This is a genomic window from Myxococcus sp. CA039A (assembly GCF_013336645.1).
In the GTDB taxonomy this organism is placed as follows: Bacteria; Myxococcota; Myxococcia; order Myxococcales; family Myxococcaceae; genus Myxococcus; species Myxococcus llanfairpwllgwyngyllgogerychwyrndrobwllllantysiliogogogochensis.
The window spans coordinates 1-24924 of the sequence record NZ_JABUMQ010000158.1 but is presented as its reverse complement, the minus strand read 5'-3'; the positions used below and the strand labels follow the sequence as shown (position 1 = coordinate 24924).

The following is a 24924-nucleotide window of genomic DNA, read 5'->3' as shown; positions in this document are numbered from 1 at the left end:
CCCGAGCCCCCGCCGCCCGCGCCTCAGCGCGTCGCGAGGGCGGACCCGCCACCGCCGCGCGTGAAGACGCCCAGCCCCGCGCCTCGCGAGTCGTCACGTCCCACGCCCGCCGAGCCCGCGCAGGCCGGCGCCGTCATCGCCGCGAAGGAGCCGGCGGCCCCGCTCGACTTCACGGACTTCGAGATGACCAGCGGCAATGCGCCTCGCTACGCGGGAGGCGTGACGGCGTCCACGGGTCGCTCGGCGACGGCGGTCAACACCGTGCCGAGCGGAGAGACGCAGGGCCAGGGCACCGGAGGCGGCCGGGCCCGCTCCATCCAGCTCGCGGCGCGAAGCTGGAGCTGCCCCTGGCCGAAGGAAGCGGATGCGCTGCGCATCGATGACCAGCTCGTCGTGCTGCGCGTCGCCGTGGACGCCGACGGCGAGGTGACGTCGACGGAGCTGCTGTCAGACCCGGGACATGGCTTCGGCCAGGCGGCCCTGGACTGTGCACGCAAGGCGCGCTTCGACACCGCGCTGGACCGCGAGGGCCGGCCCTACGCGGCGACCTCGCCACCGATTCGGGTGCGATTCGTCCGCCCCTAGCCTCGCGGCCCCCGCCGCGCGCGACACCTGGAGTCCCCTCGTGAACCCCGCATCTCCGCCTCGACAGGAGAGAGTGCTGACCCTGCTGCTCGCCGGGGTCCAGTTCAGCCACCTCCTGGACTTCATGATCATCATGCCGCTGGGGCCGGAGTTCATCCGGCGCTTCGGCATCACGACGGCGCAGTTCGGGGCGATGGTCTCCTCGTACACCCTGGCCTCCGCGGCCATGGGTGTGCTGGGCCTGTTCTGGTTGGATCGGTTCGACCGCAAGCGCACGCTGCTGGCCATCTTCGCGGGCTTCATCCTCTCCACGATGGCCTGCGGCGCGGCCACCGGCTACGTGTCCATGTTGGTGGCGCGCTCGCTGGCGGGAGCGTGCGCGGGGCTGATGGGCGCGGTCATCATGGCCATCATCGCGGACGTCGTTCCCCCCGAGCGACGGGGTCGCGCCATCGGCACGGTGATGTCCACCATCGGCCTCTCCGCCGTCGCGGGCGTTCCGCTCGGTCTCGCCCTGGCGAACCTCTTGGGCTGGCGCGCCCCGTTCTGGGCCATCTGCGGGCTGGCGGGCGTGTTGTGGTTGGGGCTCTTGAAGGCCCTGCCCCGCTTGGACCAGCACCTGTCCCGGAGCGCCGAGGAGACCCGCCGCAATCCCCTGTCCACGCTGGCGGCGCCGGGGCTCGCGCTGGGCTGGCTTTTGACCTTCAGCGTGGCGTTCGCCAGCTTCCTGCTCATCCCCTACCTGGGCACGTACATGGTCGGCAACCTGGGCCTGTCGCAGACGGACCTGCCCTGGGTCTACCTGGGCGGCGGCGCGGGAACACTCGTGGCGGCGAAGCTGGTGGGACGCTTCACGGACCGGCTCGGACCGGGCCGCATGCTCGCCTTGCTCCTGGTGGGCACCGTGGGCCCGCACCTGCTGTTCACGCACCTGTCGCCCTCGCCGCTGCCCGTCGTCATGGGGGCCTTCGTGTTGTTCATGGCCCTCACGTCCACGCGGGCCATCCCCACCATCGCGCTGGTGACGGCGCGGGTGCCTCCGTCGCTTCGGGGGCGGTTCCTCGCGGTGAACATGGCCGCGAGCGACGGCGCCTCCGGCCTGTCCGCCTGGGTGAGCGGAATGCTCATCGCGACGTCACCGGAGGGAGCGCTCATCGGCTTCGGCCAGGTGGGGTGGATGGCCGTGGCGGTGACGGCGCTCTCGCTGTGCCTGCTCTGGACGTTACTCGAATCAAGCAAAAGGAAGCCTCATGGACATGCCCGTCAGGAAGCACCCTTCCCTCCCCCGTCCCATCCTGGGTGAGCTGAAGCTGGAGCGCTCGAACCAGCTGCTCGCCGAGGCGCGCAAGACGGTCCCCGGCGTCACCCAGTCGATGATGAAGAAGCCGGAGTTCTTCGCTCCCGGCTCCTTCCCCGTGTTCCTCTCCAAGGGCCAGGGCGCGCTCGTGGAGGACGTGGACGGCCAGGAGTACATCGACTTCATCAGCGGCCTCGGCGCCAACATGCTGGGCCACAACCACCCCGCGGTGGTGGACACCATCCGCAAGCACCTGGAGGAAGGTGTCCTCCACTCGCTGCCCACGCCCGTCGAAGTCACCTCCATCCAGGCACTGCTGGAACTGGTCCCCGGCGCGGAGCAGGCGCGGTTCTTCAAGACGGGCGCGGATGCGACGTCCGCGGCGGTGCGCCTGTCTCGCTACGTCACCGGCAAGGAGCGCATCATCACTGTCGGCTACAACGGGTGGCACGACCACTTCATGTTCGACACACCGGGCGTGCCGGCCGCGCACGCGGGCCTGACGACGCGCCTGCCCCTCTTCACGCCTCCGGACGAGGCGGTGCTGCTGTCCACCATCGAGAAGCAGGCCAGCCAGCTGGCGGCGGTGATTCTCTCCATCCCCTACAACCGCGTGCTCACGTCCGCGTTCATGCAGCAGGTGCGCGCGACCTGTACGGCGCACGGCGTGCTGCTGGTGATGGACGAGGTCGTCACCGGCTTCCGTCTGGCGATGGGCGGCGCACAGGAGTTCTTCGGCGTGCAGGCGGACATCGTGTGCATGTCCAAGGGCATCGCCGCGGGCATGCCGCTGTCGGCCATCTCCGGCCCGGCGAAGTACCTGAGCAAGCTGGCCGACCTCCAGGTGTCCACCACCTTCGGCGGTGAGCTGCTGACGCTGGCCGTGACGGAAGCCGTCCTGAAGTTCTACAAGAACGGCAACCACATCCAGCACGTGGCGAAGCTGGGCCGCAAGCTGCGCGAGGGCATCAACGCCCACGCGGAGGCGGTGGGCTCCCCGCTGCGCGTGCTCGGCTACGACGCGATTCCCTTCTTCCGTTACTCCACCGACATGGTCGAGCACGCGAAGTTGATGACGCCCTTCCAGGGCGGCATGGCGCGCCGGGGCATCCTGCTGCGTCGTGACGTGAACTTCCCCGGGGCCGCGCACACCGAGGAGCAGATCGACTACACGGTGGAGATGGCGGGCGAAGTGCTCCGCTCGCTCGCGAAGCCCGCGTAGCCTTCGTCGAAAGTCCCGGGGAGGTCGAGGTGTTTTCGGCCTCCCCGGGCGACGACTCAGTTCTGCGAGTCGTGGTGGTGGTCCGACAGGCCGCGCTTCCAGTAGCCGGTGACGCGCACCCAGCTCTTCTTCGTGCCCCGCTCGTTGAGCAGGTGGTCGCGGATGGGGCGCATGGAGAGCGACTCTCCCGACACCCAGGCGAAGTAGTCGCCGGGCGGGAAGTCGAGCCCGCGAATCGCCTGGTTCAGCAAGTCCGTCGTCCCAGCCTCCGCGCCATTGCGATGCAGCCACGTCAGCGTCACGTTCGCCTTCGTGTCGAACTTCTGCTCCTCGCTGGCATCCGACACTTCGATGAAGACGATGGCGCGAGCCCCCGCGGGAAGCTCTTCCAACCTGCGGCCGATGGCGGGGATGGCCGTCTCGTCACCCGCGAGCAGGTACCAGTCGAAGTCGTTGGACACGAACAGCGAGCCCTTGGGCCCGCCCACGCCTAGGAAATCACCCGGCTTCGCCTTCGACGCCCAGGACGACGCGGGACCCGAGCCGTGGAGGACGAAGTCGATGTCCAGCTCGCCCGCCACCGCGTCATGCCGCCGGGGCGTGTAGTCGCGCGAGTCCGGCTTCTTCTCACCCGGCTGCAGCACCGGACCGTTCGGCCCCATGGTGGGGATGACCGGCTTGAGCTTCCCCTCCTCGGGGAACAGCAGCTTTACATGGTCGTCCGCACCCTCGCTGTTGAAGCCCTGGATGTCCTCGCCCCCGAAGGTGATGCGCACCACATGCGGGGTGATGGGAGTCACCCGCAGCACCTCCAGCAGTCGGAACTTCACGGGGAAGGGCCCCCGACGGAACACTTTCTCGCTCACGCTCGTCGTCACGCCGCGCTCCTCTTCTCTTCACGCTGCCTCGAGGCCCGCCCCGAAGGACGGTCCGACAGCCAGGACTACGATATTGACTCGCAATTTCGTTATCACAAGAGGCCGGGTTCGTCTCCAGGCTTGAGGGCCTGACGGGTGGGAAGTCGGAGCCCTGGCCGGGCGCCGCCTGGGCGCACGTCAGGCGAGCGGGCCTGTGCGTCTTCCCCAGGACAGCTCCCGGGCCCTTTGTCCCTGGCAGGGATGACGAGCGCCCGCTGTGGGCCGCGTTCGCAGGTCCTACCCTCTGCATGGAACGAGGGATGCGGTGCCGCGCCGCGAGAACGTCTCCCCGGGGGTTCGCATGGAGCGCCTTCTTGATCGCGCCGCGCCGAAGCCACCCGCGCGCGGTGTCTGGCATGGGAGTCGGACTTCCTCCCGGTGGCTCCACTACACGCTCCCCGGCGCGTGGGTCGCGCTCGTGTTCGCGTGTCTGTCCTTCACGCCGTCGTTGCTGCCGCGCAGCGGTCCCTTTCAAGGACTGGTCAGTGGCATGAGCGCGGTCATCGGCTACGGGCTGGGCGTCCTGGGCGCCTGGCTCTGGCGTGAGTTCGCCAACCGACCTCCGAGGGCTCCGAGTCCACGCGCCTGGCTCGGCTTCTTCATGGTGGGGGGCGTGGCCCTGGTCGCCGCGCTGGCGTTGGGCTGGCATTGGCAGGCGAGCATTCGCGAGCGGATGGGAATGCCCCACCCTGGCCGCGCCGGCTACCTGTTCGCGCCCGTGGTCGCGGCGGTCATCTTCTTCCTGCTCGTCGCGGCGGGGCGGGGGCTGCGCGCGGTGTATCGCCGACTGGACTCGCGGCTCGCGCGGCACATCGGCCCGCGTGCGGCCCGGGCGACGAGCGGCGTCGTGGTGGCGGCGCTCACCTTCCTGCTCGCAAGCGGCGTGCTGTGGGACGGGCTCATCTCACTGGCGGACCGCACCCTCGCGGTGCAGGACACGACGACCGCGGAGGGCGTGTATCCCCCGAGCAGCGCGCTGCGCTCCGGGGGCCCTGGTTCGAGAGTGGGTTGGGACACGCTGGGCCGCGAGGGACGCAACTTCGTGGGCCGGGGTCCCTCGGTCGAGGAGATCTCCACGTTCAACGGCGCCGCCGCGAAGGAGCCCATCCGCGTCTATGCCGGTTACGCCTCCGCGCCGGACGCGGAGGGCCGCGCGAAGCTGGCCGTCCAGGACCTGGAGCGAGCCGGTGGCTTCGAGCGCGAGTACCTGCTCGTCGTCACCACCACGGGCAGCGGCTGGGTGGTGCCGGAGTCCGTGGACGCCTTCGAGTACGTGACGGGCGGCGACTCCGCGATCATCTCCATGCAGTACTCACATCTGTGGTCCTGGCTCTCCGTCCTGGTGGACCAGCAGCGCGCGCGGGAAGCGGGACGCTCCCTCTTCGATGAGGTCTACGAGCGCTGGTCGCGACTTCCCGAAGGCCGTCGTCCGAAGCTGCTCGTGTTCGGAGAGAGCCTGGGCTCCTACGGCGGAGAGACGGCGTTCAGTGGAGAGCGGGACCTGGCCAACCGCACGAGCGGCGCGCTCTTCGTCGGGCCGCCACACTTCAACACGCTGTATCGCGAGTTCACCGACCAGCGCGATGCTGGCAGCCCCGAGGTGGAGCCCACCTATCGCAATGGCCGCATCGTGCGTTTCAGCAGGCGGCCGGGCGTGGAGATTCCTCCGGCGTCCGCACCCTGGGGGAACTCCCGGGTGCTCTACCTGCTCCACCCGTCGGACCCCATCACATGGTGGAGTCCGCAGCTGCTCTTGAGCCGTCCCGACTGGCTGAGGGAGCCCCGGGGCGATGACGTCGTGGACGCGATGGTGTGGCTCCCCTTCGTGACGTTCTGGCAGGTGACAGCCGACCTGCCGCTGGGGATGGCGGTCCCTCCCGGCTATGGCCATGTCTACACGGGCGAGCACGTGGACGGCTGGCTCGCGCTGCTGCGGCCGGAAGGCTGGACCCAGGAGAAGACCGCGCGACTGAGGGAGCGCCTGCGGCCCGAGCCGTGACGAGTGTCGCGCGTCGGATGAAGGCAGTGAATCGGAGTCGGGCCCTGACGCGCACGCGAGCGTCCCGCGCTGCCCCCTTGGGCGATTGCGCGCCCTGTCACGCATGACGAGTGTTTGACGGAACCCGAGAGGGCGGCACGCGCCTGCTCGCTGTCCTGGCCGTGAACTCCGCGCCTCCCGTCTCCTGGCATCGCTCCAGGAGCGCCTCCCTGCTTCACCTGAGTGTGTATGAGCCCTCTTCTCTTCCTCCTCACGGTCCTTGCCCAGACTCCCACGCCGCCGCCCGACACGGTGTCGGAGGACGGCCCGGTGCGCCCATGCACCGAGGATGAGGAAGAGGACGTCGGGCCCTGGACAGGGTCCTTCGGCGTCGGCTTCTCGTTCTTCACCGGCAACAGTCGCTCGTACACGCTGACGGGCAATTCCCTGGCGGAATACGAGTCACCCAAGTGGGCACTCACCCTGGAGGCGGATGGCGCCTACGGGAGAGCGGCGGCGTCCGAGGACGAAGAGGAGCTCATCGCGGAGGCGCTCGGAGCATGGGTGCGTGGAGAGTACCGGGCCACACCCCTGCTCAGCGCGTACACGTACCTTGGGGCGGAGACCGACCACCTGTCGAGCCTCGAGCTGCGCGCGGAGGTGGAGCTGGGGGTCGGCTTCACGTTGATTGAGCAGAAGAAGCGCAAGACGGACGAGCTGTTCCTGCGGGCCTACCTGGGCGCTCACTACGCCCATGACCGCAGGTTCCAGTACGTCCCCACGCGGAAGGATCTCCCCAGCGTCGACCTGTGGTCTCCCTCGGTCGGGGTGATGCTCCGCTACGACATCAACGAGCGGGTGGAGTTCCGGGAGTACGCGATGCTGCTTCCGGATGTCTTTGGCGACACGCGCGTGCTGCTGACCTCCACCACGAAGCTCTCCGTGAACCTGACGGGGCGCCTGGCGCTCACCACGTTCTTCGACGTACGGCATGACAGCTCACCGGCGGAGGGAAAGGCCTCCACGGACACCGCGCTCACGGTGGGAGCAGAGCTGACGCTCTGAGGCAGGGGGCTCGCGCGTCGTCGCGGGATTGAGCGGCAAGCGTGTCCCCGGATGGAAAGGATCGGGACGACCATGAAGGCAGCTCACTTCAACGATTCGATGCCGGAACGGCAGACCGAGACACCGCCCAAGAAGAAGGGACTGGAGCGGATTCTCAACACCGTCGAGCGGGTGGGAAACAAGGTCCCCCATCCGGCGGTGATCTTCGTCGCGCTGATTGGCATCGTCATCCTGCTCTCCCATGTCTTCTACATGATGGGGGCCAGCGTCACGTACCAGACCATCAATCCGGAGACCCACGCCCCGGAGGAGACGACCGCCGCGGCGAAGAGCCTGCTGACGGGCGACGGGCTTCGCTTCATGTTCGAAGGCGTCGTCCAGAACTTCATGAACTTCAACGCGGTGGGCGTCATCATCGTCGCCATGCTCGGCGTCGGTGTCGCGGACGCCGCGGGCCTGGTGGGGGCGCTGATTCGCAAGCTGGTGGCCGTCGCGCCCCGCAAGGCGCTGACGTACATCCTCGTCTTCGTCGGCATCCTGTCGAGCATCGCGGCCGACGCTGGGTATCTGGTCCTGATTCCCCTGGCGGCGGCGGCCTTCCTCACCGTGGGACGTCATCCCCTGGCGGGTCTGGCGGCGTCCTTCGCGGGCGTCGCGGCGGTGTTCACCGTCAACATCCTGATCAAGCCGCTGGACGGAATCCTGACGGAGATCACCAACGACGCCATCCACATCCTGAATCCCGAGCGCTCCATCGACCTGACGGCGAACTTCTGGTTCTCCGTCGCGTCGGTCATCATGCTGACCTTCATCGTCTCGCTCATCACCGACAAGGTCATCTCGCCCCGGCTGGGTGAGTACAAGGGTGAGAAGCCGGACGCGGCGGGTGCGACGATGAGCGCGGACGAGTCGCGTGGACTCAAGTTCGCGGGGTTGGGGGTGCTGGCGGTCCTCGTGTTCTTCGGGCTGCTGACCCTGCCGCCGGGCGCGCCGCTGCGCAATCCGGAGACGGGGGCCATCGTCGGCGACTCGCCGTTCATGAACGGCCTGATTGTCGCAATCACCCTGCTGTTCCTCGTGGCGGGTGCGGCCTACGGCATCGGCGCGAAGACCATCCGGAGCAGCGTCGACGTCATCAAGGCGATGGAGAAGGCGGTGTCGGGGCTGGGCGCGCTGATCTTCCTGCTCTTCATCATCAGCCAGTTCATCGCCCTGTTCACGTACACCAACATGGCGACGCTGGCGGCCGTGAAGATGGGCGACATCCTGGAGGACGCGGGGCTCGGGGCGCTGCCGTTGCTCGTCGGGTTCGTCGGCGTCGTCGCCGTGCTGGACCTCATCATGACGGGCGCCATTCCGAAGTGGGCCATCTTCGCGCCCGTCTTCGTGCCGCTGCTGATGCGGCTGAATGTCGACCCGGAGGCCGTGCTGGCCGCGTACCGCGTGGGTGACGGTCCGTTCAACGCCATCTCGCCGCTGAACGCCTACTTCGCGTTGATCGTCACGTTCGCGCAGAAGTACCAGAAGGAAGCAGGCGTGGGCACCATCGTGGCGCTGATGTTGCCGTACGTCGTGGTCGTCTTCATCGCGTGGATCCTCCTCCTGGTGGCGTGGCAGGTGCTGGGGCTCCCGTGGGGACTCGGGTAGGCCCAAGAGGACACCTGAACCAAGGCCGTGCCAGGGCCGAGTGCCCTGGCACGGCTCGAGGGTGAGCAGGTGGGGCACGGCACGGAGCCGAAGGACTCGCTCGTCGACCACGAGGTGAAGCTGATACCTTACGTCCATGAATCCGGATGCAGGTGTCGAGCGGACTGGCCTTCATTGGACCCTGCAACCCGCGAAGAGCGCCGCGCTCGCTGTGACCTTCGCGGCGGCGTCAGCGCTACTGGCCCCCTGGGTCACTCCGATGCCGGCCCTCCCGCCCGCTGTGGGCGCCCTCTGCGGCGTCATCGTCGGCACGCTTCAGGCGCGCAGCATGAGGGCGGCTCCCGATGCAATCCGCGCCGCGAAAACCGCGATTGAGGTTCGTCGCGCGATGGTGGCGACCGTCGCCGGGAAGTGGGCCATCCGAGCGCACTGGGTGACCACCGTCGTGCTCTTGACCCTCGCCATGGTGATGATGGGCATCGGAACGTTCGTGGCGTTTGTGGTGGGCAGCCTGGCATACATGGCTGTCCGCGACCTCACGACCCTGCCCGAGCTCCTTCGTCTGTCGAGTGCCCCCTCCTCTCCCGCTGGGGAACCGCGTTAGGACGACAGGTGGCGACCTGCTGAGCCGGGCTCGGCTCAGTGCGGCCCCCATTCGCCCGCGTTGGCTCCGAGGTCGTTTGGAGAGCGGTTCTCGAATGCAGCGCGAATGCGCCTGGATTCCGTGAGCCGTCGATGGAGGCGTTCACGCTCGGGGGTCTCCTGTGCGGTGGCCTTCGCGAGCACGCGAGCCACGAGCGCATGCGCCGCTGCCCGGTCTTCCGCATCCCAGGCGGTCAGCCCCACGGCGAGCGCGATCTGGAGGACCTCTTCGAGGACCTCGGGACTGCCCATTCCATGGTGCAGCGGACCATCCACCGCCATGAAGAGATAGTCGCGCAGGCGCATCCCCGCGACGGACGCACGCACCTGTCCATCGGGGTCGACCACGTTCCAGTCCCCCAGCGGCAGATGTCCCAGCCGGCGCATCACCGAGCGGACCTGCTGCAGCGCCTGTCGCGCCGTATAGGCGTCGTTCGCGGAGGTCGAGAGCGCCCGGTTGGCGACGTCGACGAGGATGCGAATCCCGAGCGCGGGGTCGCAATCAGGCTCGCGCGCCGCGGTGAGGAGCAGGGCCGAGGCGAGGCTGTGCATCGCGCGAGGGTCCATGGACCCAGGAACTTCCCCCACCACCCAGCCGACGACTTCCCCCGTGTCGACATAGTCGCCGACGAAAACGTCGATGCGCACCCGCACGCGCCAATGCCGGGCGGTTCGAGTGAGGCGACGGAGGTCGACCTCGGTGAGGTAGCCAGAGGAAGGCGCTGTGAGCGCGGAGGACTCGGGCGGCAGCAGCAGGGTCGCCGCCGGGTCCAATGGGAGTCGGCTCAGTCGAGCCCGGATGCGACGCTCCGCCGCCGAGACGACCAACTCCTGGACGAGTCCGAGCACGCGCTCCACGCGCATGTAACGGAACGTGCGAATCATGCAGACGACCAGGGACACGAGCGCGCAGAGGACCAGGATGAAGGCCCCCGAGAGCACGGGACGTGGACGGACTCCCGCGTCCGTGATCAAGCCCAGCTCCCGTCCGGCCACGAGGATGTACCCACTGGAGACGCAGAACAGCGGGATGGCGCGGCGCAGCGGCGCGCTCTTCAAGTAGAGCGGGACGAGCCGGGGTGAGTATTGATTCGCCGCGGACTGGATGACCGGTGCATTCAGGGACAGGACCACCGTGAGGACGGTGATCTGCAGTCCGAACAGCGCCGTGAGCGCGGAGCGTGTCTTGGAGGGGTCCCCCCGCCAGGCCAGGCCGAAGAAGGCCGACGCGTAGTCCGTCTGAACCCGCGCCAGCTCCAGGCCAAGCAGGCCGCCGATGCCGAGACAGGCGAGCAGCACCAGCCAGTAGGGGTCACGGATGAGCCTGCGGAGACGGCGGGCGACCATGCGAACTCCCTCTCGGCCAGAAGGAGAATGTGGCCCCGGCGGGCATGGCACGCAGCAGACACACGGACAGGCAGCAGCCCGTGGACTCGGTGCACGGACGCGCCCTACCCGACGTCGTTCACTTCGACGAGCGCCGCCAGGAACAACGAGTAGGTCAGCTCCGCCACGGGACGCTTCTCGCGGCGCGCCTGCGTGCGCAGCGCCTTGGGCAGCGAGCATGGCTTGCCGCGCTCTCCATCACGGAGCTGCACATAGCCCCGCTCCGAGTACCCAAGCACCTGCCATCCCCGCTGACAGAGGGCCTGCGCCAGGTCGTCCGTGAGCTGGTGGTGGATGGCCTTCGCCAGCGGATGCTGGCCGAAGATCTCATGCGACCACCGACCCTCGTCTTCACGCCAACCGCGCGCCCGCAGGTAGTTGGCCTTCCGCGCGAGGGAGAGCCCTCCGACATGGCGTTCAAGCTTCATGGTGTCACGAAGGCTTTACATGCACACTGCGACAGAGTGCAATTGCGTGAATTTCTTGGCGTGGAGCCTTCGTGATGTCAGGCGCAGATGGGCGGCAGGGCAAGATGTTCTCCGAGGAAACCCACGTGCTGCACGGCGAGCTGTCCGCCGCGGCGGTGGCCTTCCTGAAGTTCGCGGAGCGGACTCCCGAGGCATTCGCGAAGCACCGCTTCGGCAAGTTCGAGGAGTCGCCGCTCATGTATTACGAGCTGCACCGCTGGCCCATCCTCATCGACGCGCGCCGGAACCAGTTGCTGGAGGACGTCTCGGTGAAGCTCAGCCGGCTCGTCAAGCGCGGGCCCCGGCTGCTGCTCGGCGGTGACCCGGCACGTGTCGCCGAGTACTTCGGTCTCCCGCCCGAGCGCGCACGCGTGGCGGTGGAGGCCCTGGCCCTCACGGACGACGCGCGCGGCGTGCTCAGCCGGGGCGACTTCATCGACTCCGCGGACGGTCTCAAGTGCCTTGAGATCAACATGATGGCGGGCCTGGGTGGCTGGGAGACGGCGCTCAAGGCCCAGGTGGTGATGGACCAACCCGTGCTCCAGCGCTTCACCCAGGAGCAGGGCCTGCGCGTCCAGCTCCAGGACACCCTCAAGGCCTTCCTCTCCCACGTCATCGACGACGTGCGCCGGACCGTTGCATGGGAGGGCGAGTGCAACCTGGCCGTGCTCTTCCCGGACAACGAGCTGCCGGACCCGGTGGGTGTCGAGATGGCGACCCTGCTGCTCAACACCACCTTCACGGAGCTGCTCGAAGCGGAGGGGGCGAAGGGCGAGGTGCTCATCGGCACCTACGGCGAGGTCCACGACGCGGAGGGACACCGCTTCACGATGCGCGGCCGACGCGTGCATGCCGTGCAGGAGCATGACGCGAGGGACAGGCTGGAGGTGGTGGGAGCGGCGTTCGATGCCCGCGTCGGCGCCGCGCTCGCCGCCCGCACCCTCTGCCTCTACAACGGCCCCGCGCAGGAGATCCTCGACGACAAGCTCAACATCTCGCTGCTGTCGGAGAACGAGGACTCCCCTGCCCTCTCCGCCGAGGAGCGCGACCTCATCCGCCAGCACATCCCCTGGACGCGGCGGCTCCAGCGCACCCACACCTGGCGGGCCGGTGAGCGCGTGTGGTTGCCCGACCAGGTCGTCGCCTCGAAGCGCGATGGGCTGGTGCTGAAGGCGGGCCGCGCCTACGGCGGGAAGTCGGTGCTCATCGGCCGGTCGATGACCGCCGAGGCGTGGGACGCGGCCATCCAGGAGGCGCTGGAGAGCGGCGGGTGGATCATCCAGGAGCGCGTCGAACCGCGCCCCTACCACTTCATGCGGGACGACGGCTCCGTGGGCCCGCACATCCTCATCTGGGGCTCGTTCGTCTTCGGCGAGCGCTACGGCGGGACGATGGTCCGGATGAATCCCATGGGTCGGGGCAAGGACGTGGTCAACGCGACGCAGGGCGCGTTGATGTGCGCGCTCGTCGTCGTCGAGTAGCCCGCCCGTCCGGGGCCCTCCGTCACGCCGAGGTCGGCGCCGGCTGGGGCCCCACGCTCGAAGGCGGCTCGCGCAGGACGTCCGGCAGCTCCAGCTCCACGTTCCTCACCCGGGGGGAGAGCCAGGCCACCAGCACGTTCACCGCGCACAACACGCCCAGCACCAGGTAGAGCAGCGCGATGCCTCGGCCCGGGCCCACGCCGAGCATGGGCCCGAAGCGCCCCGCCAGCGCGCCGCCCGGGGCCATCCAGGGCTCGAAGAATCGGTCCGCCAGCGGTCCCGAGAGCAAGGCCGCCACCGGCGGCGTGGACAGGGCGATCATCCGCCTCACGGCGAAGACCCGGCCCTGCAACTCCGACGGCACCTTGCTCTGCCAGATGGACTGAGAGCACCCCATGACCCCTGGGGTGGTGAACATGAAGACGAAGGCGGCGCCCGCCACCAGTCGCGCATCCGCCGGCAGCGCCGCCGCGAACAGGGCCAGGCCCGCGAGCAGCTCGAAGCCAAGCACGCCGAGGATGCGCCGCCGGGGCCCACCCCACACGCTCATCAACAAGGCCCCCGTGAGCACCCCCATGCCCGAGCAGGAGGCAATCCACCCGAGGGTCGACGCGTCCGCGAAGCTCAGGACCATGGGAGTGATGAGCACCGTCACCAGGCTCACGAACAGGTTGGCCACGGCGATACACGTCAACAGCCCCAGCAGGCCGGGCCGCGCCTGGATGAAACCCCACCCGACCGCCATCTGCTCCAGCAGGGAGCCTCTCGCCGCGCGCGCGGTGGCGCTTTGCTCGGGCTGGGGGAATCCCACACACAGCAGCACCAGCGCGGAGAGGAAGAAGGACCCCAGGTTGATGAGCAGCACCCCCTGGAGGCCGATTCGCACCACCAGGAGTCCCGCCAGCGCGGGCCCGCCCAACTGGCCGATTCCCAGCGCCAGCTCAATCAGGCCATTGGCCCGCCCCAGGTGCTGCTTCGGAACCATCAGCGCCGTGGAGGCCGAGTAGGCCAGCGCCCGGAACGTGCCCGCGGCCGCGCACACCGCGATGGGCAGGTACAGGTGCCAGCTGCGCAGGCTCCAGAGCCCTGCCCCGTCCGCCACCAGCAGGAGCCACATCAGCAGCATGGTGAGCCCCGCCCCCACGTCCGCCAGCACCATGATGCGGCGGCGGTCCCACCGGTCCACGAGCGCCCCGGCGACGGGGGCAATCAGCACCATCGGCAGGAACGAGAAGAACGAGGCGAGCGAGTACTCGGTGATGGAGTCACTGCTCCGATACACGTGGACCATCACCGAGAAGCCCGCCAGCGCCGAGCCCAGCGAGGAGACCAGCTGCGCGAACCAGGTGAGCCCGAAGACGGCGGGCGGGTGCGTGATGACGCGTCGGAACATGTGGGAGGTGCTGATAACAGGTCGCGGCCGGGAAGAAGGAGGAGTCCGCGCAACCACAGCACTCCTGCCTGTCACATTTTCTCGGAGTTCAAACAAAATCAGCCAAGCCTCATTTCTCGCGGCTGACGGTGCTATTATAGTAACGACCCCCAACGAAACGCGGTCAACTCGACGCCCCGGCCCGTGTCGTCCACGGCCGAGGGTGTCACTTGCCCCGGGAGAAGCGCTCGCCGTGAAGCTCAGTGTCCTTGACCATTCCATCGTCGCCCGAGGCAGCACGACACGTGAGGCATTCCAGAACACGGTGGAGCTGGCCCGTGCGGCGGAGCAGCTCGGCTATCACCGTTTCTGGGTCGCGGAGCACCACGGCTCCGGACACTTCGCCGGTGTCGCTCCCGAAATCATGGTGGCGCATGTCGCGGCGGCGACGTCGCGCATCCGTGTAGGCACGGGCGGTGTGCTGCTGACGAACTACAGCCCCTTCAAGGTCGCCGAGGTCTTCCGGCTGTTGGAAGCGCTCCACCCGGGTCGCATCGACCTGGGCATCGGGCGGACGTCTGGCAGCGCGGACCTGGTGGCCAAGGCGCTGGCGTACGGCGTCCCCGCGAGCAACGAGAGCTTCCCGACGAAGCTCGAGGACCTCATCGCCTTCATCTCGGGGAGCACGCCCGCGACGGCGGAGTTTCAGGGGCTGGGGTTGCGGACCATGGCGCCGGGGATGCCGCAGCTGTGGGCGCTGGGCTCGGGTGAGCAGAGCTCCGTGCTCGCCGCGCGGCTGGGAATCTCCTTCTGCTTCGCCCACTTCTTCAATCCGATTCACGGCGGTCCGGTGACGCGCGGCTACCGCGCGCGGTTCCAGCCCTCTCACGTGCAATCGGCGCCTCGTTCCTCCGTCAGTGTGTATGTCATCTGTGCACCGACGGAGCAGGAAGCTCGGCGGATAGCCCGCAGCAGCGACCTGCTGACCATCAACACCCGCCGGGGCCGCAACGAAGAGCCCATTCCCTCCATCGAGGAGGCGGAGGCCTACGCCTATACGCCCGAGGACCAGGCCACGCTCGAGTTCGACCGCAAGCGCGTCGTCTGCGGAGCTCCGGCCCAGGTGAAGGAGCAGCTGCTGGGCATGGCCGAGGAGTTCCAGGCGGACGAGCTGCTCATCACGACCATCGTCCACGACCACCGCGCCCGGCTGCGGTCCTACGAATTGCTCGCCGACGCGTTCTCGCTCACGAACACGCGCGACGAAGCCCTACCCACCGCCCGCACCGCGAGCTGATTCGCGGCCTCGGGTGACTCGCGGCGGCCGGGGGACCGCCGCGGGCGACGGCTCCAGCACATTCGTCACGGACGTTCCTCCGCATTGAAACCGTATGTGCGGACCGTTCGTACGTTCCAGACACGCTCCCCCTGATTCTCCTCCTGCCTGTGAGTGCTTCGACCGCCATGAGCGAAGACAACCTGAATGACGGCGATGCACTGGCCATTGCCATTGTCGGCATGGCCGGCCGCTTCCCGGGCTCTCCGGACGTGGAAGCCTACTGGCGCAACCTCCGCGACGGCGTGGAGGGCATCCGCTTCTTCACGGACGACGAGCTGCGCGCGCGGGGTGTCCCCGAAGAGCGACTGAGGCAGCCGGGCTTCGTGAAGGCCGGGGCAGTGCTGGAGCAGGTGGATGCCTTCGACGCGGGCTTCTTCGGCTACTCGCCGCGTGAGGCGGCGTTGATGGACCCGCAGCACCGCATCTTCCTGGAGTGCGCCTGGGAGGCGATGGAGCACGCGGGCCACGGGCTGGACACGGAGTCGCGCTCGGTGGGCGTCTTCGCCGGAACGAGCCTGAGCACCTACCTGCTCTTCAACCTGCACACGCACCCGGAGCTGCTCGATTCAGGCGACAGCTTCCAGGTGATGATTGGCAACGACAAGGACTTCCTCGCCACGCGGCTCGCGTACCACATGGACCTCAAGGGTCCGAGCCTCGACGTGCAGACGGGATGTTCCACCTCGCTGGTCGCAACCCACCTGGCCTGTCAGGCGCTGCTCGGCTTCCAGTGTGACGTGGCGCTCGCGGGGGGCGTGTCCGTGGACATGCCCCAGCGCACCGGCTACGTGCACCAGCCCGGTGGCATCGCGTCGCCGGACGGGCACTGTCGCCCCTTCGATGCCGAGGCCCAGGGAACGCTCTTCGGCAGTGGCGTGGGCGTGGTGGTGCTCAAGCGGCTGGAGGACGCGCTGGCGGATGGCAGCCACATCCACGCCGTCATCCGCGCCACGGCCGTCAACAACGACGGCGCCTCGAAGCTCGGCTACACCGCCCCCAGTTCCGAGGGGCAGGCGGAGGTCATTGCCCGCACCCATGCGCTGGCGGGCGTGACGCCGGACAAAGTGGGCTTCGTGGAGACGCACGGCACCGGCACGCTGCTGGGAGATCCGGTGGAGGTCTCCGCGCTGACGAGCGCCTTCCGCGCGGGCACCGAGGCCACCAGCTTCTGCGCGCTGGGCTCGGTCAAGTCGAACATCGGCCACCTGGACGCGGCGGCGGGCGTGGCCGGCCTCATCAAGGCGACGCTCGCGGTGGAGCACGGGCAGATCCCTCCCACCCTGCACTGCCGGACGCCCAACCCCAACATCGACTGGGCCCGGAGCCCCTTCTATGTGAACGCCACGCTGAAGGACTGGCAGCCCCATGGCCACCGGCGCCACGCGGGCGTGAGTTCCTTTGGGATTGGCGGCACCAACGCCCACGCGCTGCTGGAAGCGCCTCCTCCTCCCGCGCCTTCCGGCCCCACCCGGCCTTGGAAGCTGGTGGCCCTCTCCGCGAAGAAGCCGGGCGCGCTGGACACGCTCAGCCACAACCTCGGCGCGCACCTGGCGGCGCGTCCGGAGCAGGAACTGGCGGACGTGGCCTACACCCTCCAGATCGGCCGAAAGGCCTTCGCCCATCGGCGCGTGGTGATTTGCGAGGACGGCCAGGACGCGGCCACCGTGCTGACCGATGGGGCACCGGAGCGCGTGTTCACCGGCATGGCGAAGGACGGTGGACGTCCCGTCGTGTTCCTCTTCCCCGGTGGCGGGGCCCAGCACGTGCGCATGGGGCAGGAGCTGTACGAGACGGAGCCCGCCTTTCGCGAGGCCTTCGATGCGTGCGCCGCCCTGCTGTCGCGCCGGGGAGGCCCGTCGCTGCGCGCGGTGCTCTACCCGCCTGGAGACGCGGACGCCTCGGCGCCCCTGCCTCGCCCGTCCGTGGGCCTGCCCGCGCTCTTCACCGTGGAGTACGCGCTCGCGAAGCTGTGGGAGTCCTGGGGCATCCAGCCCGAGGCGATGATTGGCCACAGCATGGGCGAGTACGTCGCCGCCTGCCTCGCGGGTGTCTTCTCCCTGGAGGATGCGCTCGCCCTGGTGACCGAGCGAGGCCGCCTCTTCGAGCAGCTCCCCTCGGGCGCCATGGTGAGCGTGGCCCTGTCCGAGGAGGAACTGCTGCCGCTGCTGAGCGAGCGGCTGTCGCTGGCCGCCGTCAATGGACCCACTCAGTGCGTGGTGGCCGGAGACACCGCCGCCGTGGACGCGCTTTCGACGGAGCTGGCGGCGCGTGGCATCGAGCACCGTCGGGTCCACATCGACGTGGCCGCGCACTCGCACATCATCGACTCCATCCTGCCGGCGTTCTCTGCCTTCGTGAGTCGACTGAAGCTGCAGACGCCCAAGCTGCCCTTCGTGTCCGGTGTAACGGGGACGTGGGTGACCGAGGAGGAGGCCACGGACCCGCGCTACTGGGTGCGGCACCTCCGGCAGACGGTGCGCTTTGGCCCCGGCCTGCGCTGCCTGATGGAGGACACCTCGCGCGTGCTGTTGGAGGTGGGCCCCGGCCGGACGCTGGGCTCGCTCGCGCGGCTCCAGGTGGCTCGCGACCAGTCCACCGTGGTGCTCACGTCGATGCGCGCTCCTCGCGAGCCGGGCTCCGACGTTCGCTTCGTGCTCACCACCCTGGGACGGCTCTGGATGGCCGGCGTGCCGGTGGACTGGAAGCGCCTGTACGCCGGAGAGAAGCGGCGGCGCGTGGTGCTCCCCACCTACCCCTTCGAGCGCAAGCGGCACTGGTTGGACCCGAAGCTGGTGGGCGCCATCGTGGGCGGAGAGGCCTCGCTCGCCCGGCGCAAGGACGCCTCCGACTGGTACTACCTGCCGTCGTGGAAGCGGACGCTCGCCCCGCGCGTGCCCGCGGCCACCCTGGGTCACTGGCTCGTCTTCGTCGACGAGCGGGGGCTGGGTGACGCGCTGGCGGCGCGGCTCATGGAGACCGGCGGCCGGGTCACCCGCGTGAAGTCCGGCCCTGACTTCCGGCGACTGGAGGACGGAGACTTCGAGGTGAACCCGGGCCGCGCGGAGAATTACGCGACGCTGCTGGCCGCGCTCACCGAGGACGGGCCGCGACCCGACCGCATCGTCCACCTGTGGAGCGTGGATGCGACTGGCGCGGGCCTGGAAGGCGTGGAGCGCGCCCAGGACACGGGCTTCTTCAGCCTGCTCTTCCTGGCGCAGGCGCTGGGAGGCCAGGGTTCGTCCGGGTCGGTACACCTCACGGTGGTCTCCACCGGAGTGCAGTCCGTCACCGGCCACGAGTCACTCGCCTCGGAGAAGGCCACGCTGCTCGGCGCATGTCGCGTGCTGCCCCATGAGGTGCCGGGCCTCACGTGTCGGACGCTCGATGTGGAGCTGCCCGAAAGTCCGACGGAGCTGCCGACGTTGGCGGCACGGCTGGCGGGTGAGGTCACCGCGACGTCCTCCAACGGCGCGGTCGCGCTGCGAGGCGCCCACCGCTGGGAGCAGTCGCTGGAGCCCGCGCACCTGACGCCTCCGGAGACGGGCGCGCCGACGCGGCTGCGGCCTCGGGGCACGTACCTCATCACCGGCGGCCTGGGCGGAATCGGCCTGGTACTGGCGGAGTCTCTCGCGCGCAAGGTGCAGGCCCGGCTGGTGCTGGTGGGTCACCGCGCGATGCCGGAACGAAGCCACTGGGATGCGTGGCTGGGCGCACACGATGAGCAGGACGTGGTGAGCCAGCGGATTCGCCGGGTCCTCGTGTTGGAGTCACTCGGGTCCGAGGTCCTGGTACTCCAGGCGGACGTGGGCGACGCGGGGCAGATGGCGGAGGTGATGCGCCGCACGCGTGAGACTTTTGGCGATCCGCATGGCGTCATCCATGCCGCGGGTGTGCCCGCGGGTGGGCTCGCCCAGCTTCGCACCCGGAAGGCGGTGGAAAATGTCCTCCGTCCGAAGGTGCGAGGCACGTGGGTGCTGCACGAGCTGTTGAAGGGCATGCCCCTCGACTTCCTCCTGCTCTGCTCATCCCGCACGGCCTTCACCGCCGAGCCCGGGCAGATCGACCACTGCGCGGCGTGCGCCTTCCAGGATGCCTTCGCCTACCAGGCCTCGGCGACGGGGAGCCTGCCGGTCATCTCCCTGGGCTGGGACACGTGGCGCGAGGTGGGCCAGGCCGTCACCACCCAGATTCCCGGCGGGGCCGACGCGCTGCGCGAGGCGATGCTCACCCACGCCCTGTCCCCTACCGAGGGCGTGGACGTGTTCGAGCGCGTCCTCGCGCAGATGCCCACGCACGTCGTGGTGTCCACGCAGGACCTGCGCGCGGCCATGGCCCGCAGCGCCAGCTTCCTCCAGGACCTGATGGGCCCGGTGGAGACGGACGACGCGCCCAAGGGAGAGCGCGCGGCGCCCACGAACATGGACGACGCGGAGCGCGAGCTGGCGGACATCTGGCGGCGCTTCCTGGGCGTGGAGAGCGTGTCGCTGCACGAGAATTTCTTCGAGCTGGGTGGCAACTCGCTGATTGGCCTGAAGGTCATCAACGAGGTGAAGCGCCGCTTCGGCACGGACGTGCCCGTGGTGGCGCTCTTCGAGAACCCCACCTTGAGCGCCATGGCGCGGCTCCTGACGCGCGGACAGGACCCGGCGCCGACGACGACCACCAGCGACCGGAGGAGCCGAGGAGCGCGGCGCCGGGAGCAAATCCAGCAGCGCCGCCAGTCCGGCAATTGAGGGGGAGGAACCAGCGTGTCGGAAGGCAACACGGGCATGGAGATCGCAATCACCGGGATGGCCGGGCGCTTCCCGGGCGCACGCGGCCTGGATGAGCTGTGGCGCAACCTGTGCGACGGCGTGGAGGCCATCGAGCCTCTGTCGGACGACGCGGTGCTGAAGGCCGGCCTGCCCCCGGAGGTGCTCGCGGATCCCCACTTCATCAAGGTGGCCTCGCGACTGGAGGACGTGGCGGGCTTCGACGCGGCCTTCTTCGGCTACACGCCGCGCGAGGCGGAGGTGATGGACCCGCAGCAGCGCCTGTTCCTGGAGTGCGCGCTGGAGGCACTGGAGGACGCGGGCCAGGGAGCGCCGCCCCAGGACGTCCTGGTGGGCGTCTTCGGTGGCCAGGCCCTGAGCACGTATCTGTTGCTCAACCTGATGGGGAACGCGGAGCTCCTTCGCACCGCGGACCCGCTCCAGCTCAACCTGGGCAACGCGGGCAGCTTTCTCACCACGCGCGTCTCCTACAAGCTGGACCTTCGCGGCCCCAGCTTCAACGTGGAGAGCGCATGCTCCACGTCGCTCGTCGCGGTCCACGTCGCCTGCCAGAGCCTGCTCAACCAGGAGTGTGACGTCGCGCTCGCGGGAGGCGTGTCCATCAACCTCCAGCTCCAGGGCGGCTATCGCTACGTGGAAGGTGGCATCCTCTCGCCGGATGGGCGCTGTCGCTCGTTCGACGCGCAGGCGAAGGGCATCGTCTTCGGCAGCGGCGCGGGAGTGGTGGCGCTCAAGCGGCTGGAGGACGCGCTCGCGGATGGCAGTCACATCTACGCCGTCATCAAGGGCTCCGCGGTGAACAACGACGGCGCCGCGCGCGTGGGCTACACCGCGCCGGGCGTCGAGGGACAGGCCGCCGTCATCTCCGAGGCCCTGGGCAGCGCGGGCGTGTCCGCCGCGAGCATCGGCTACGTGGAGGCGCACGGCACCGGCACGGCGTTGGGAGACCCCATCGAGGTGCAGGCGTTGACGCGGGCCTTCGGTGACGAGGCGGCGGGGCCGCGCACGTGCGCCATCGGCTCGCTCAAGCCCAACGTGGGCCACCTGGACGCGGCGGCGGGCGTGGCGGGCCTCATCAAGACGGCGCTGGCGCTCAAGCACCGCAAGCTGCCGCCCAGCCTCAACTTCGAGACGCCCAACCCCAACATCCCCTGGGACGAGAGCCCCTTCTACGTCAACACCACGCTGCGCGAGTGGAAGGCCTCCGCCCACGGGCCCCGGCGCGCTGGCGTGAGCAGCTTCGGCATGGGTGGCACCAACGCCCACGTCATCCTTGAGGAGCCGCCGACGCGAGCCCCTGTCCGGGCCGCCCGCGCGCAGCAACTCCTGCTCCTGTCGGCTCGCACGCCCGCCGCGCTCGCCGCGCAGACCCAGCGGCTGGCGGAGCACCTTCGCGCGAACCCGGGCCTGGAGCCCGCGGACGCGGCGTACAGCCTCCAGGTCGGCAGGCGTCGCCACGCGCATCGGCGCGCCATCGTGTGTCAGGGACGTGAGGACGCGCTCACGGCGCTGGGAGACACCGCGCGGCAGTTGTCCGCCGCCGAGGAGCGTACGGGCCGCTCCACGGTCTTCATGTTCCCCGGCCAGGGCGCGCAGTACGCGGGAATGGCCCAGGGCCTCTACGAGAGCGAGCGCGCCTTCCGCGCGGTGGTGGACGACTGCGCCACCCGGCTCACGCCGCACCTGGGCCAGGACCTGCGCGAGGTCCTCTTCCCCGCGGCGAACCGCGCGGAGGAGGCCCAGCGCCAGTTGCAGCAGACGCGACTGGCACAGCCCGCCCTCTTCACCATCGAGTACGCGCTGGCCCGGCTGTGGATGAGCTGGGGCGTTCAGCCCGAGGCGATGATTGGCCACAGCATCGGTGAGTATGTGGCCGCGTGCCTCGCGGGCGTCTTCAGCCTGCCGGATGCGCTGGCCCTGGTGGCCGCGCGCGGCAAGCTCATGCAGGAGCTGCCTTCGGGGGCCATGCTCTCCGTCGCGCTGCCGCATACGGAGCTGACGCCGCTGCTGGACGCGCGCGTGTCCGTGGCCGCGGTGAACGCGCCTTCGCTGACGGTGGTCGCCGGACCCGACGACGCGGTGGAAGCACTGCGGGCCCGGCTCGAGGAGCGCGGCGTGCAGGCTCGCAAGCTGCACACCTCGCACGCGTTCCACTCCGCGATGATGGACCCCATCCTCGCGCCGTTCACCGAGCGCGTGCGGCGGGTCAAGCTGTCCGCGCCCCAACTGCCCTACCTCTCCAACGTCACGGGCACCTGGGTGACGGCCGCCGAGGCGACGGACCCGGCGTACTGGGCCCGCCATCTGCGCCAGCCGGTGCGCTTCGCGGCGGGGCTCTCGCTGTTGCGGCCCGCGCAGGTGCTGCTGGAGGTCGGTCCCGGACGCACGCTGTCCACCTTCGCCGCCCAGCCCGGCGCGCTCCCGCAGGCGCCCACCACGATGACCTCACTGCGCCACCCGGACACGCGGCAGCCGGATACGGCCGTGCTGCTCGGCGCGCTGGGGCAGCTGTGGCTTTCGGGCGTGGACGTGGACTGGGAGGCCTTCCACGGAGGGGAGCGACGACTGCGCGTCCCGCTGCCCACGTATCCCTTCGAGCGCAAGCGCTACTGGGTCTCCCCGGATGGACACCGCGCGCTGGCTTCCGCTCCAGCACCGGAGCGCACGCTCGAGGCCCGGGAGCATGAAGAGGCGGCGTCCGCGGGCTACTCGCGCCCCGCGCTGTCCACGGAGTACGTGTCACCCGACACGGACGACGCGCGGACGGTGGCGCGCATCTGGGAGGACGTGCTGGGCGTGCGGCCGGTGGGCCTCAACGACGACTTCTTCGCGCTCGGGGGGCACTCGCTGCTGGCCACCACGGTGGTCGGTCGCCTGCGGGACACCTTCGGCTTCACGGTGCCACTGCAGTCCCTGTTCGAGGCACCGACGGTCGCCCGCCTGGCGGCGTTGGTGGCCGAGCAGCGCAAGAGCCCCGGCCATGATGATCCGGAAGTCGAGGCCCTGCTGAAGATGCTGGCGGAGCTCACCCCCGAAGAGGTCGCGGCCAGTCGCTAGCCGCGCTCCCACCCCTTTCGAGAAACAGCCGATGGCATCTCCCAACTCCGCACCCCTGAAGGCCCTCATCCTGGCCATGGAGTACACCCCGAACGTGGCCGGAGGCGTGGGCACCTACGTCTACGAGCTGGCCCGCGGGCTGGCACGTGGCGGGTGCAAGGTCACCGTCGTGGCGTACACCCCGGGCGAGCCGGCCGTGCTTCGCGAGCCCAACCTCACCGTTCACCTGGTGCCGCCGAGCCGAGGCAGCCTCTCGCAAGCGGCGCAGCTCTCGCTGGTGCGTGGCATCCGCCTCTTCAACGAGGACCTGGTCCACCACGGCCGCGAGCGCATCCGCGAGGAGCAGCCGGACCTCATCCACTTCCACCAGTGGCACACACACCGCGCCGCGCGGGTGCTCGGCCGCGAGGCCGGCGTGCCCGTGCTGGGCACCAGCCACTACATCTCCGAGCCCGCCGAGCGCTGGTGGGGCCAGACGCCCGACCCGGAGATCCTCGAGGAGGAGCGCAGCTTCTACGACGGCACGACACCGGTCATCTCGGTGAGTGAGTCCATGAGCGAGCTCATCCGGGAGACCTACGGGCTGTCGGCGTCGCTGCTGCACACCATCCACTGCGGCATGGAGGCGGGGCCCTTCCTGGAGCCCTCGCACACGCCCGAGCAGTACGCGCGTCTGCGCGCCACGGTGGCCACGCCCGATGACCCGGTCGTCCTCTACACGGGCCGGCTCCATCCGCAGAAGGGCATCACCGCCATCTTCGCCGCCGCCGAGCGCGTGCTCGCCAAACGTCCAGAGGTGCGCTTCCTCCTGGCGGGCGGCACCGACTCGCGCGAGTCCACGCAGATGGTGCAAGGGCTGACCCAGCGCTACGCGCACCTGCGCCACCGCATCAAGCTGCTGGGCAAGTTGCCGCGTCGCCAGCTCGGACTGCTGCACCGAATCTCGGACCTGGCGCTGGTGCCCTCGCTGTACGAGCCCTTCGGCTACACGGCCATCGAGGCCATGGCCTCCGGGCTCCCGCTCGTGGCGACGAGGTCTGGAGGCCCGGCGGAGATCGTCGAGCACGAGAAGACGGGCATGCTCGTCCCGGTGCTACCAGGCGCGCCGGGAGGACCCCGCGAGGTGGATATCGAGGCGCTCGCCAACGCACAGCTCCACTTGCTGGAGGACCGCCAGCGCGCTCGGCGCATGGGCCTCGCCGGACAGCAGCGCGTGGTGGAGCTCTTCGGCCTGCCGCGCATGGTGGCCGCCAACCGCGTCGTGTACCAGAAGCTGATCGACATGCCCGCCCGGCAGGCCGAGGCCCCTGTCGCCCGGCGAGAGGTGCTCTCATGACATCCCCGGTGTCGCCCTCCCCTGCCCTGCCCGCGGCGGAGTGGCTGGCCTTCCACGTCCCGCAGCCGAGCGCCTGGGTGAGGGTGTTCTGCCTGCCCCACGCGGGCGGCAGCGCGTCGCTGTTCCGCACCTGGCAGGCGGAGCTGGGACAGGACATCGAGGTGTGCCCGGTGCAGCTCCCCGGCCGGGAGAACCGGCTGCGTGAGCCGCCCCTGCGTGAGCTGCCGCGGGTCGTCGACTTCCTGGTGGACGTGGTGGCGCGCCACGGGGACAAGCCCTTCGCCCTGTTCGGTCACAGCATGGGCGCGCTGCTCGCGTACGAGCTGACGCGGGCGCTGCGCGAGCGGGGGCTCCCCACGCC

General features: G+C 69.5%; 17 protein-coding genes. 13 read left to right on the top strand and 4 right to left on the bottom strand.

Features of this window, described 5'->3' with window-relative positions; all coding sequences use genetic code 11:
• From HR086_RS25205 to mxcL, 3 genes are all read left to right on the top strand, one after another.
• Positions 1-585: TonB family protein (locus HR086_RS25205; RefSeq protein ID WP_174466871.1), on the top strand; the 585-nt coding region annotated here is incomplete at its 5' end.
• Between the two features lie 40 nt (positions 586-625).
• The gene (mxcK, locus tag HR086_RS25200; protein WP_174466870.1) at positions 626-1888 is read left to right on the top strand and encodes a myxochelin export MFS transporter MxcK; all 1263 of its coding nucleotides are present in this window, start codon (positions 626-628) and stop codon (positions 1886-1888) included.
• Positions 1836-3104: a myxochelin B biosynthesis transaminase MxcL gene (gene mxcL / locus HR086_RS25195; protein WP_141640657.1), complete on the top strand. Its 1269-nt coding sequence runs from the start codon at positions 1836-1838 to the stop codon at positions 3102-3104. The genes mxcK and mxcL overlap by 53 nt, the downstream gene beginning before the upstream one ends.
• Positions 3105-3160: 56 nt before the next feature.
• Here mxcL and HR086_RS25190 read toward each other — a convergent pair whose 3' ends face one another.
• A complete protein-coding gene (locus tag HR086_RS25190; protein WP_174466869.1) occupies positions 3161-3982 on the bottom strand; it encodes a siderophore-interacting protein in 822 nt (273 codons plus the stop codon).
• 340 nt (positions 3983-4322) lie between these two features.
• Here HR086_RS25190 and HR086_RS25185 point away from each other — a divergent pair, with 340 nt between their 5' ends.
• The 4 genes from HR086_RS25185 to HR086_RS25170 all read left to right on the top strand — a co-directional run bounded on the left by HR086_RS25185 (position 4323) and on the right by HR086_RS25170 (position 9315).
• Entirely contained in the window at positions 4323-6020 is a 1698-nt protein-coding gene (locus HR086_RS25185; protein WP_174466868.1) for an alpha/beta-hydrolase family protein, read from the top strand.
• A gap of 228 nt (positions 6021-6248) precedes the next feature.
• Entirely contained in the window at positions 6249-7064 is an 816-nt protein-coding gene (locus HR086_RS25180; protein ID WP_174466867.1) for a YdiY family protein, read from the top strand.
• 72 nt (positions 7065-7136) lie between these two features.
• Entirely contained in the window at positions 7137-8711 is a 1575-nt protein-coding gene (locus HR086_RS25175; protein WP_217441941.1) for an AbgT family transporter, read from the top strand.
• A gap of 136 nt (positions 8712-8847) precedes the next feature.
• Positions 8848-9315, top strand: a complete 468-nt coding sequence (locus HR086_RS25170) for a hypothetical protein (RefSeq protein WP_174455413.1) — start codon at positions 8848-8850, stop codon at positions 9313-9315.
• A gap of 35 nt (positions 9316-9350) precedes the next feature.
• Here the strand turns inward: HR086_RS25170 and HR086_RS25165 are convergent, their stop codons facing one another.
• Entirely contained in the window at positions 9351-10700 is a 1350-nt protein-coding gene (locus tag HR086_RS25165) for a DUF2254 family protein (protein WP_174466866.1), read from the bottom strand.
• Between the two features lie 104 nt (positions 10701-10804).
• Entirely contained in the window at positions 10805-11167 is a 363-nt protein-coding gene (locus HR086_RS25160) for a hypothetical protein (protein ID WP_174466865.1), read from the bottom strand.
• Positions 11168-11241: 74 nt separating this feature from the next.
• Here HR086_RS25160 and HR086_RS25155 point away from each other — a divergent pair, with 74 nt between their 5' ends.
• Positions 11242-12687: a hypothetical protein gene (locus HR086_RS25155; RefSeq protein WP_254626467.1), complete on the top strand. Its 1446-nt coding sequence runs from the start codon at positions 11242-11244 to the stop codon at positions 12685-12687.
• A 22-nt stretch (positions 12688-12709) separates the two neighbouring features.
• On the opposite strand, the gene HR086_RS25150 is transcribed toward HR086_RS25155, so the two are convergent.
• Positions 12710-14080, bottom strand: coding sequence for an MFS transporter (locus HR086_RS25150; RefSeq protein WP_174455411.1), 1371 nt, complete (start codon positions 14078-14080; stop codon positions 12710-12712).
• Between the two features lie 232 nt (positions 14081-14312).
• Here HR086_RS25150 and HR086_RS25145 point away from each other — a divergent pair, with 232 nt between their 5' ends.
• The 5 genes from HR086_RS25145 to HR086_RS25125 all read left to right on the top strand — a co-directional run.
• Positions 14313-15356 (top strand): LLM class flavin-dependent oxidoreductase, encoded by a 1044-nt coding sequence (locus tag HR086_RS25145; protein ID WP_141640648.1) that lies wholly within the window; start codon positions 14313-14315, stop codon positions 15354-15356.
• Between the two features lie 167 nt (positions 15357-15523).
• Positions 15524-20131: a type I polyketide synthase gene (locus tag HR086_RS25140; RefSeq protein ID WP_174466864.1), complete on the top strand. Its 4608-nt coding sequence runs from the start codon at positions 15524-15526 to the stop codon at positions 20129-20131.
• 15 nt (positions 20132-20146) lie between these two features.
• The gene (locus HR086_RS25135) at positions 20147-23227 is read left to right on the top strand and encodes a type I polyketide synthase (RefSeq protein ID WP_373564355.1); all 3081 of its coding nucleotides are present in this window, start codon (positions 20147-20149) and stop codon (positions 23225-23227) included.
• Positions 23228-23258: 31 nt separating this feature from the next.
• Positions 23259-24563, top strand: coding sequence for a glycosyltransferase family 4 protein (locus tag HR086_RS25130; RefSeq protein WP_174466863.1), 1305 nt, complete (start codon positions 23259-23261; stop codon positions 24561-24563).
• On the top strand, positions 24560-24924 hold a 365-nt coding region (locus HR086_RS25125), incomplete at its 3' end, for a thioesterase II family protein (RefSeq protein WP_174466862.1). The genes HR086_RS25130 and HR086_RS25125, both read left to right, overlap by 4 nt.